The following is a 10,001-nucleotide window of genomic DNA, read 5'->3' on the forward strand; positions in this document are numbered from 1 at the left end:
TCAGAAAGTGCGGACCTTCGGCGGCACCGAGTCCACCGACAGCGGCTTCAGCTTGACCGGCTTGTACGCCAGGCGCGCGCCTTCGCTGTAGAACAGCGAGTGCTTCATCCAGTTGGCGTCGTCGCGGCCCAGCGGCGCCGTGGCGTCGTCGGCCGGGCGCTCGTAGTCGCTCACCGTGTGGGCGCCGCGGCATTCCTTGCGGGCGGCCGCCGAGACGATGGTGGCCTGGGCGGCCTCGATCAGGTTCTCGACTTCCAGCGCCTCGACGCGCGCCGTGTTGAAGACGCGCGACTTGTCCTTCAGGCCGATCGCGTTCACGCGCTCGCGGATGGCCGCGATCTTGCGCACGCCCTCGTCCATGCTGGCCTGGGTGCGGAACACGCCGGCGTGCGCCTGCATGGAGGCGCGGATGTCGTTGGCGACGTCCTGCGCGTACTCGCCGCTGGAAGCGTTCTCCAGGCGGTTCAGGCGCTCCAGCGTGCGGTCGGCGGCGCCGGCGGGCAGCGGCTTGTGCGACTTGGTGCGGCTGGCGAAGTCGACGATGTGGTTGCCGGCAGCCTTGCCGAACACCAGCAGGTCCAGCAGCGAGTTGGTGCCCAGGCGGTTGGCGCCGTGCACGCTGACGCAGGAGCATTCGCCCACCGCGTACAGGCCGTTGAGGGGCTGGTTGTCGTCGCCCGGCTTCTGCACCACGACCTGGCCGTGGATGTTGGTCGGGATGCCGCCCATCTGGTAGTGGATGGTGGGCACGACCGGGATCGGCTCGCGCGTGATGTCGACGTTGGCGAAGTTCACGCCGATCTCGTAGACGGAAGGCAGGCGCTTGTGGATGGTCTCGGCGCCCAGGTGGTCGAGCTTGAGCAGCACGTAGTCCTTGTTCGGCCCGCAGCCGCGGCCTTCCTTGATCTCCTGGTCCATGGAGCGGGAGACGAAGTCGCGCGGCGCCAGGTCCTTCAGCGTCGGGGCGTAGCGCTCCATGAAGCGCTCGCCCTTGCTGTTCAGCAGGATCGCGCCCTCGCCGCGGCAGCCTTCGGTGAGCAGCACGCCCGCGCCGGCCACGCCGGTCGGGTGGAACTGCCAGAACTCCATGTCTTCCAGCGGGATGCCGGCGCGGGCCGCCATGCCCAGGCCGTCGCCGGTGTTGATGAAGGCGTTGGTCGAAGCCTGGTAGATGCGGCCGGCGCCGCCGGTCGCCAGCAGCACGGTCTTGGCGTGCAGCACGTGCAGGTCGCCCGTCTCCATCTCCAGCGCGGTCACGCCGACCACGTCGCCCTCGGCGTCGCGGATCAGGTCCAGTGCCATCCACTCGACGAAGAAGCTGGTGCGTGCCTTGACGTTCTGCTGGTACAGCGTGTGCAGCATCGCGTGGCCGGTGCGGTCGGCGGCGGCGCAGGCGCGCTGCACCGGTTTTTCGCCGTAGTTCGCGGTGTGGCCGCCGAAGGGACGCTGGTAGATCGTGCCGTCCGGATTGCGGTCGAAGGGCATGCCGAAGTGCTCGAGCTCGTACACGACCTTCGGCGCCTCGCGGCACATGAACTCGATGGCGTCCTGGTCGCCGAGCCAGTCGGAGCCCTTGACGGTGTCGTAGAAGTGGTAGTGCCAGTTGTCCTCGGACATGTTGCCGAGAGAGGCGCCGATGCCGCCCTGCGCCGCCACGGTGTGCGAGCGGGTGGGGAACACCTTGGACAGCACGGCCACATTCAGGCCGGCCAGGGACAGCTGCAGGGAGGCGCGCATGCCGGAGCCGCCGGCGCCGACGATGACGACGTCGAACTTGCGCGTCGTGATGTTGTTGGTGGTGTATGCCATGTTCTTCAGACTCTCCACAGGGCCTGGATGGCCCAAGCCGCGCAACCCAGCAGCCACACGATCACCAGGATCTGCAGCGCGAGGCGGATGCCGACCGGCTTGACGTAGTCCATCAGCACGTCGCGCATGCCGACCCACACGTGGTAGATCAGGGCCACGACGGTGGCGAAGGTCAGGGCCTTCATCCACTGCGGGTGGAAGATGCCGGCCCAGCTGTCGTAGCCGATCGGGCCGCGGGAGAAGATCACCTGCGCCAGCACCACCAGGGTGAAGAGCGCCATGAGGACGGCGGTGACGCGTTGCGCCAGCCAGTCGCGGGTGCCGTAGTGCGCGCCGACGACCGTGCGCCGGGAACCGTAGTTGACTGCCATGGGGTTCTTGCTCCGGGGGTCAGTAGACGCCGAACAGCTTCGCGCCGAGGACGACGGTCAGCACGAGGCTGGCGACGAGGGTGAACTTGGCGGAGCTGCCGCCCCAGCTCTTGCTCACCGCCTTGTGGCTCACGTCCATCCAGACGTGGCGCAGGCCGGCGATGAAGTGGTGCAGGTAGGCCCAGATGAGGCCCAGCGCGACCAGCTTCATCAGCACGCCCAGCGCGCCGTTGTTGAAGGCGTTGCGGAAGCGCGCGAAGGAGATCTCGGAGGACACCGAGGTGTCGAACATCCAGATCACCAGCGGCAGCAGCACGAACATCAGCACGCCGCTGATGCGGTGCAGGATCGACACCCAGCCGGGGGCGGGCAGCCGGTAGGTCGGCAAATCCTTGAACGCGTTGATGTTGCGGAATTCCGGCCGCTTCTGGGCGACTGTCATGGGTGGTTCTTTCAGGGGCTGCGCGGGAAAACGGGAAGGGGGAGGAAAGGCGGACAGCCCAAAATTCTATTGCAACGCAACAACCTGACACCAGGGTTGCGTTTTCGCGACCCGCCGGCGGGTCAGCTCAGGTCGTTGCGGTAGTGGTGCGTGTCGGTGCGATACAGCCCCCGGCGCAGTTCCATCGGGACGTCGTTGTAGGTGTGCGAAAGGCGTTCCACCGACAGCAGCGGCGCGCCCGCGTCCACCGCGAGCAACCGCGCATGCTGCGCGTCGGCGGCGACCGCCCGGATCTTTTCCTCCGCCCGCACCATGCGCACGCCGAACTCCACTTCGAAGAGCACGTAGGTCGGGCCCTGGTGGCTGGCCAGCTGTTCGGCCGTCAGCCCCTTGAAGGCATTCCCCGGCAGCCAGATGTCCTCCAGGATGGTCGGCACGCCGCCGAAGGACAGCACGCGCCGGACCTGCACCACGGGGTCGGAGGTGCGCAGGGCCAGCGCGCGCGCGATCTCGGCGCTGGCGCGGCCGCGGCGGCATTCCAGGATCGTGCGCTGCGCCGGACCCTCGTCGCCGCTGTCCGGCACGAGCTTCAGGAAGCGGTAGCGCACGTGCTGCTCGGCGTGCGTGGCGACGAAGGTGCCCTTGCCCTGGCGGCGCACCACGAGGTTCTCGGCCGCGAGTTCGTCGATGGCCTTGCGCACCGTGCCTTGGCTCACGCGGAAGCGCGCGGCAAGGTCCATCTCGCTGGGGATCGCCTCGCCGGGCTTCCACTCGCCGGCCTGCAGGCTTTGCAGGATCAGCCCCTTGATCTGCTGGTACAGCGGGCTGAAGGCGGGCGTCGCCGGCCCCGCGGCATCGCTCGCGGGTTCGGTGGAGGAGGGTTGGTGCACGGCCATGGCGACGGGACGGCGCGGACGCCGTCGGTGCGGGCAATCATATCTTATATAAGACATAAGACAAATTGACCGCCTGCGGGGCTACGGGTAAACTCGCAGGCTGTCCGCAGGGCCTCCGCCACCCCCGCCGCGCCCCTTGCGACTGCCGTATTCGCCAACCTTCCTTCGGAGATTCCCATGAGCAAGAAGCCCGTTCGCGTCGCCGTCACCGGCGCCGCCGGCCAGATCGGTTACGCCCTGCTGTTCCGCATCGCCTCCGGCGAGATGCTGGGCAAGGACCAGCCCGTGATCCTGCAGCTGCTGGAGATCCCGGACGAGAAGGCGCAGAAGGCCCTCAAGGGCGTGATGATGGAGCTGGAAGACTGCGCGTTCCCGCTGCTGGCCGGCATGGAAGCCCACGGCGACCCGATGACGGCGTTCAAGGACACCGACTACGCGCTGCTGGTCGGCGCCCGCCCGCGCGGCCCCGGCATGGAGCGCAAGGACCTGCTGTCCGCCAACGCCGCCATCTTCACCGCGCAGGGCAAGGCCCTCGACAAGGTGGCGTCGCGCAACGTGAAGGTGCTGGTCGTGGGCAACCCCGCCAACACCAACGCCTACATCGCGATGAAGAGCGCGCCCAGCCTGCCGCGCAAGAACTTCACCGCCATGCTCCGCCTGGACCATAACCGCGCGCTGTCGCAGGTCGCCGCCAAGACCGGCACCCAGGTCAAGGACATCGAGAAGCTGACGGTGTGGGGCAACCACTCGCCCACGATGTACGCCGACTACCGCTTCGCCACGGTCAACGGCAAGGCCGTCAAGGACCTGATCAACGACCAGGAGTGGAACGCCAACACCTTCCTGCCCACCGTCGGCAAGCGCGGCGCCGCCATCATCGAGGCGCGCGGCCTGTCGTCCGCCGCTTCCGCCGCCAACGCCGCCATCGACCACATGCGCGACTGGGCCCTGGGCACCAACGGCAAGTGGGTCACCATGGGCATCCCGTCGGACGGCCAGTACGGCATCCCCAAGGACACCATGTTCGGCTTCCCGGTCACGACGCAGAACGGCGAGTACAAGGTCGTCGAAGGCCTGGAGATCGACGCCTTCTCGCAGGAACGCATCAACATCACGCTGAAGGAACTGCAGGAAGAGCAGCAGGGCGTGGCGCACCTCCTGTAAGGCAAACGGACGGATGGCCCACCCGCGCGACATCCTCCTCGGCGCCCAGGCGCGCACCGGCACCCTGCCGGTGTGCGACCACTACAGCGGCGTGGAGGCGCGCATGCGCAAGAGCCTGCAGCTCCAGCAGGAGATGACGCAGGAATTCGGCGCGTGCGTGTTCGACGTGACGCTGGATTGCGAGGACGGCGCGCCGGTCGGCGGGGAGGCCGAGCACGCCGCCCTGGTGGTGGAGCTCGCGCTGGGCGCCGCGCCCGACGCCCGCGTCGCGGTCCGCGTCCATCCCGTCGACCATCCGGCGTTCGAAGCCGACATCGCCACCATCGCCGGGCGGGCGGGCCACCGCCTCGTGCACGTGATGCTGCCGAAGGTCGAACGGCCCGAGGACGTGGAACGTGCCGCCCGTGCGCTCGATGCCGCCGGCGCGAAGCAGCTGCCGCTGCAAGGCCTGGTCGAGTCGCCGGCGGCGGTGCACCGCGCCTTCGACATCGCCGCGCATCCGCGCCTGCAGTCCCTCAGTTTCGGGCTGATGGACTTCGTCTCGGCGCACGGCGGCGCGATCCCGTCCGCCGGCATGGGCGTGCAGGGCCAGTTCACGCATCCGCTGGTGGTGCGCGCCAAGCTGGAGATCGCCTCCGCCTGCCACGCGCACGGCAAGGTGCCGTCGCACGGCGTCGTCACCGAGATCCGCGACCAGGCCGCCTTCCGCGCCGCGGCGTCGCGTGCGGCCAACGAGTTCGGTTACACGCGCATGTGGAGCATCCACCCCGACCAGATCAGGGCCATCGTCGAAGTGTTCGCTCCCGCTGCTGACGAAATACACAAGGCGTCACAACTTCTGCGGGCCGCCGAAGCCGCGCAATGGGCGCCCATCAGCTTCGACGGCAAACTCGAGGACAGGGCGAGCTACCGCTACTACTGGCAGGTGCTGGAGAGGGCACACCAGACCGGCAGGCAGCTCCCCGATGAAGCGCGGGAATGGTTCGCCGCCCGCGTCCCCAGTCCAACGGAGAGACGTCAATGAAGTTCCTGTTCGCCACCGTCCTGATTTCCTCGCTGTGCACCGCCGCGTTCGCGCAGGCGCCGGCGCAGCCGGCCGGCAAGCCCGCCGCGAAGCCCGCGGCCAAGTCCGGCAAGCCGGCGGCCGCCAAGGCGGCACCGGCTTCGCGCCGCGAGGCCATCGAGCTGTCCACGCCGCTGGAGGAGAACGATCCGGCCGACAAGCTCACGCCCGCCGAACTCGAGATCGCCAAGCGCGTCTACACCGGCGAGATCAAGTGCGAACTGGGCGCGCACGTGAAGGTCACGCCGCGCCGCCGCGCCGGCTACTTCCTGGTGTCCCACGGCATCAACCGCTTCGTGATGCACCCGGTGGAGAGCAAGACCGGCGCGATCCGCCTGGAGGATCCCGCCCGCGGCGCGCTGTGGCTGCAGATCGGCAACAAGTCCATGCTCATGAACCAGAAGGAAGGCAAGCGCCTCGCCGACGAGTGCGTGAGCCCCGAGCAGGCCGAGTTCGCGAAGAACATGAAGGCGGTCAACCTGCTCGAACCGGCCCCTGCCGCTGCCGCCGCACCGGCCGCGACCGCACCTGCCACCACCGCACCCGCCGCCGCGCCTGCCGCGACGCCGGCCCCCACCGACACCGCGCCCTCCGCCGCGCCGGCCGCGCCCGCACCCGCGGCGGCCCCGGCGCCGGCGCGATGACGCCGACACCGATTTGAACGGAGAACCCCATGTTGCAAGCCTACGTTGAACACGTTGCCGAACGCGCTGCGCTCGGCATTCCCCCGCTGCCCCTGTCCGCCAAGCAGACCGCCGACGTGATCGAGCTGATCAAGTCGGCCCCGGCCAAGGAAGAAGCCTTCCTGCTGGACCTGCTGACGCACCGGGTGCCGCCGGGCGTGGACGACGCGGCCAAGGTCAAGGCCAGCTTCCTGGCGGCCGTCGCGCATGGGGACCTCACCGTCAACGCGATCTCGAAGGCCAAGGCGACCGAACTGCTCGGCACCATGGTCGGCGGCTACAACGTCAAGCCGCTGATCGACCTGCTGGACGACGCGGAGGTGGCACAGGTCGCCGCCGACGGCCTGAAGAAGACGCTGCTGATGTTCGACTACTTCCACGACGTCGCGGAGAAGGCCAAGGCCAACAACGCGTTCGCCAAGGAAGTGATGCAGTCCTGGGCCGAGGCCGAGTGGTTCACCACCCGCACCGAAGTGCCGCAGAAGATCACCGTCACCGTCTTCAAGGTGCCGGGCGAGACGAACACGGACGACCTGTCGCCCGCGCCCGATGCCTGGTCGCGTCCCGACATCCCGCTGCACACGCTGGCGATGCTGAAGAACAGCCGTCCCGGCGCCGCGTTCCAGCCCGAGGAAGAGGGCAAGCGCGGCCCCATGAAATTCATCGAGGAGCTCAAGGCCAAGGGCCACCAGGTCGCCTACGTCGGCGACGTGGTCGGCACCGGCTCCTCGCGCAAGTCCGCTACCAACAGCGTGATCTGGGCGACGGGCCAGGACATCCCGTTCGTGCCGAACAAGCGCTTCGGCGGCGTCACCCTGGGCGGCAAGATCGCGCCGATCTTCTTCAACACGCAGGAGGACTCCGGCGCCCTGCCGATCGAAGTCGACGTGGCGAAGCTGAACATGGGCGACGTCATCGACATCTATCCGTACGAAGGCACGATCGAGCGCGACGGCGCGGTCATCGAGCGCTTCCAGCTGAAGAACGACGTGCTGCTGGACGAAGTGCGCGCCGGCGGCCGCATCAACCTGATCATCGGCCGCTCGCTCACCGCGAAGGCCCGCGAATTCCTGGGCCTGGGCGCCTCCACCGTGTTCCGCCTGCCCAAGCCCACCGCCGATTCCGGCAAGGGCTTCACCGTGGCCCAGAAGATGGTCGGCCGCGCCTGCGGCCTGCCGGAAGGCAAGGGCGTGCGCCCGGGCACGTACTGCGAGCCCCGCATGACGACCGTCGGCAGCCAGGACACGACCGGCCCGATGACGCGCGACGAACTGAAGGACCTGGCCTGCCTGGGCTTCTCCGCCGACATGGTGATGCAGTCGTTCTGCCACACCTCCGCCTACCCGAAGCCCGTGGACGTCAAGACGCACCGCGAGCTGCCGGCCTTCATCAGCAACCGCGGCGGCGTCGCGCTGAAGCCGGGCGACGGCGTCATCCACAGCTGGCTGAACCGCCTGCTGCTGCCCGACACCGTGGGCACCGGCGGCGACAGCCACACCCGCTTCCCCATCGGCATCAGCTTCCCGGCAGGCTCCGGCCTCGTCGCCTTCGCGGCGGCCACGGGCGTGATGCCGCTGGACATGCCCGAGTCGGTGCTGGTCCGCTTCAAGGGCGAGATGCAGCCCGGCATCACGCTGCGCGACCTGGTGCACGCCATCCCCTACTTCGCGATGAAGCAGGGCCTGCTGACCGTCGCCAAGCAGGGCAAGGTCAACGCCTTCTCCGGCCGCATCCTCGAGATCGAGGGCCTGCCGGACCTGAAGGTGGAACAGGCTTTCGAACTCAGCGACGCGTCGGCCGAGCGCTCCGCCGCCGGCTGCACCGTGAAGCTGAACAAGGAGCCGATCGCCGAGTACCTGCAGTCGAACGTGGTCCTGATGAAGAACATGATCGCGCAGGGCTACCAGGACAAGCGTTCGCTGGAGCGCCGCATCAAGGCGGTGGAAGCGTGGCTCGCGAACCCGCAGCTGCTGGAGGCCGACCGTGACGCCGAGTACGCCGAGGTGATCGAGATCGACATGAACACGATCACCGAGCCGCTGCTGTGCTGCCCGAACGACCCGGACGACGTCAAGCCGCTGTCCGAAGTGCAGAACACGAAGATCGACGAGGCCTTCATCGGTTCGTGCATGACGAACATCGGCCACTTCCGCGCGGCCTCCACGCTGCTGGAAGGCAAGCGCGACATCCCGGTGAAGCTGTGGATCGCGCCGCCGACCAAGATGGACGCGGAGCAGCTGACGCGCGAAGGCCACTACGCCAACTTCGGCGGTGCCGGCGCACGCACCGAGTCGCCCGGCTGCAGCCTGTGCATGGGCAACCAGGCGCAGGTGAAGGAAGGCGCCACCGTGGTGTCGACCTCCACGCGCAACTTCCCCAACCGCCTGGGCAAGAACACCAACGTGTTCCTCGCCTCCGCCGAACTGGCCGCGATCGCGTCGAAGCTCGGACGCCTCCCGACGGTCGCCGAGTACGCGTCCGACATGGGCGTGATCAACAGCCAGGGCGACAAGGTCTACCGCTACATGAACTTCGACCAGATCGAGGAGTACGCCGAGACGGCGCGGGAAGTGGCGGCCTGAGCGGCCACGCTGTCCAAAAAAAAGCGGCCCGCGGGCCGCTTTTTTCATGGACGCTGCGTGCTCAGCCGCGGTCCGCCTTGGCCGGCAGGCGGCCACGGCTCATGGGCGCGCCCATGCTGGTGCTGCCCGCGTTCGCACCCATCGCGGAGGAAGCGCCGCTGTCGGCGCCCGCACCCATCGCCGTGCTGTTGCCGGCGCCGAGCGCCGTGGAACTGGCGCCCACGTCCTGGCTGAGTGCATTGCCGGGGACCGTGGTCACGGTGGCCGGCCCGCCGAGGACGGTGGCCGGTGCGCCCGGAACGGCGACCACCGACGGTGCGCTCAGCGAGCCCGGGACGGTCGTGACCGTGGCCGGGCCGGTGACGGTGACCGTGTCCGGTGCGGTCACGCCGACCGTGCCGGTGGTGCCCACCGTGCCCGTCGTTCCAACGGTGCCCACCGTGCCCGTCGTTCCGACGGTGCCCGTGGTTCCGACCGTGCCGGTGGTCCCGACCGTGCCGACCGTGCCGACGGATCCGGTGCCGCCCACTGCCGCACCGCCGCCGACGCTGGCACCACCACCGGCGTTCGCGCCACCGCCGACGCCGGCGTTCGCACCGCCACCGCAGCATGCGTTGCCGGCGGTGTCCGCGTTCGGGCCGTTGCCCTGGTTGCCCAGGCCGGTGTTGCCCACGCCGTTGCCGCTGTTGCCCGTGCCGACGTTGGCACCGCCGTTGCCGCCTGCGTTGCCGGCCGGCGCACCGCCGGCACCCCCGCCGTTGGCGCTGCCGACGCCGACGCCGACGCCTGCACCCCCGGTGCCGCCAGCACCGACGCCCACGCCGCCGGCGCCGACGCCCGCGCCGCCGCTGCCGCTGCCGCCGGCGCCCGCGCCGACACCCGCTCCGCCGCCGCCGACGCCGCCACCGCCGCCGCCGCCAACGCCTGCACCGGCGCCGGCGCCGGCGCCACCGCCACCGGCACCGCCGCCGACCCCGGCACCGCCGCCGAC

8 protein-coding genes and 1 pseudogene are annotated in these 10,001 nt (G+C 69.4%); 4 read left to right on the forward strand and 5 right to left on the reverse strand.

All coding sequences use genetic code 11. The features are described 5' to 3' along the window. The 4 genes from sdhA to IM787_RS19575 form a co-directional block, all read right to left on the reverse strand. Window positions 1-1,809: a succinate dehydrogenase flavoprotein subunit gene (gene sdhA, locus IM787_RS19560; protein WP_193678373.1), complete on the reverse strand. Its 1,809-nt coding sequence runs from the start codon at window positions 1,807-1,809 to the stop codon at window positions 1-3. Between the two features lie 5 nt (window positions 1,810-1,814). Then, on the reverse strand, window positions 1,815-2,180 hold the full coding sequence (sdhD, locus tag IM787_RS19565; protein WP_193678374.1) for a succinate dehydrogenase, hydrophobic membrane anchor protein: 366 nt from the start codon (window positions 2,178-2,180) through the stop codon (window positions 1,815-1,817). A gap of 19 nt (window positions 2,181-2,199) precedes the next feature. Continuing rightward, window positions 2,200-2,622 (reverse strand): succinate dehydrogenase, cytochrome b556 subunit, encoded by a 423-nt coding sequence (gene sdhC, locus IM787_RS19570; RefSeq protein ID WP_193678375.1) that lies wholly within the window; start codon window positions 2,620-2,622, stop codon window positions 2,200-2,202. Between the two features lie 122 nt (window positions 2,623-2,744). After that, window positions 2,745-3,518 (reverse strand): GntR family transcriptional regulator, encoded by a 774-nt coding sequence (locus IM787_RS19575; protein ID WP_193678376.1) that lies wholly within the window; start codon window positions 3,516-3,518, stop codon window positions 2,745-2,747. Window positions 3,519-3,695: 177 nt separating this feature from the next. On the opposite strand from IM787_RS19575, the gene IM787_RS19580 reads away from it, so the two are divergent. From IM787_RS19580 to acnB, 4 genes are read left to right on the forward strand one after another with little or no spacing between them, the layout of a single operon-like run. Beyond that, complete coding sequence (locus IM787_RS19580) at window positions 3,696-4,682, forward strand: malate dehydrogenase (protein ID WP_193678377.1); 987 nt, start codon at window positions 3,696-3,698, stop codon at window positions 4,680-4,682. A 13-nt stretch (window positions 4,683-4,695) separates the two neighbouring features. Next, complete coding sequence (locus IM787_RS19585) at window positions 4,696-5,706, forward strand: HpcH/HpaI aldolase/citrate lyase family protein (RefSeq protein ID WP_227494477.1); 1,011 nt, start codon at window positions 4,696-4,698, stop codon at window positions 5,704-5,706. Continuing rightward, complete coding sequence (locus tag IM787_RS19590; protein WP_193678378.1) at window positions 5,703-6,389, forward strand: hypothetical protein; 687 nt, start codon at window positions 5,703-5,705, stop codon at window positions 6,387-6,389. The genes IM787_RS19585 and IM787_RS19590 overlap by 4 nt, the downstream gene beginning before the upstream one ends. Window positions 6,390-6,418: 29 nt before the next feature. Then, window positions 6,419-9,010: a bifunctional aconitate hydratase 2/2-methylisocitrate dehydratase gene (gene acnB / locus IM787_RS19595; protein ID WP_193678379.1), complete on the forward strand. Its 2,592-nt coding sequence runs from the start codon at window positions 6,419-6,421 to the stop codon at window positions 9,008-9,010. 61 nt (window positions 9,011-9,071) lie between these two features. On the opposite strand, the pseudogene IM787_RS19600 reads toward acnB, so the two are convergent. After that, window positions 9,072-10,001 (reverse strand): annotated as a pseudogene (locus IM787_RS19600) (hypothetical protein); the annotation flags it as partial.

Source organism: Ramlibacter pallidus, assembly GCF_015070875.1.
Classification (GTDB): domain Bacteria; phylum Pseudomonadota; class Gammaproteobacteria; order Burkholderiales; family Burkholderiaceae_C; genus Ramlibacter; species Ramlibacter pallidus.

Coding starts and splice junctions, on each gene's coding strand:
- IM787_RS19590 (WP_193678378.1), top strand. CDS start 5,703: ATGAAGTTCCTGTTCGCCACCGTCCTGATTTCCTCGCTGTGCACCGCC.
- IM787_RS19580 (WP_193678377.1), top strand. CDS start 3,696: ATGAGCAAGAAGCCCGTTCGCGTCGCCGTCACCGGCGCCGCCGGCCAG.
- sdhC (WP_193678375.1), bottom strand. CDS start 2,622: ATGACAGTCGCCCAGAAGCGGCCGGAATTCCGCAACATCAACGCGTTC.
- IM787_RS19585 (WP_227494477.1), top strand. CDS start 4,696: ATGGCCCACCCGCGCGACATCCTCCTCGGCGCCCAGGCGCGCACCGGC.
- sdhA (WP_193678373.1), bottom strand. CDS start 1,809: ATGGCATACACCACCAACAACATCACGACGCGCAAGTTCGACGTCGTC.
- acnB (WP_193678379.1), top strand. CDS start 6,419: ATGTTGCAAGCCTACGTTGAACACGTTGCCGAACGCGCTGCGCTCGGC.
- IM787_RS19575 (WP_193678376.1), bottom strand. CDS start 3,518: ATGGCCGTGCACCAACCCTCCTCCACCGAACCCGCGAGCGATGCCGCG.
- sdhD (WP_193678374.1), bottom strand. CDS start 2,180: ATGGCAGTCAACTACGGTTCCCGGCGCACGGTCGTCGGCGCGCACTAC.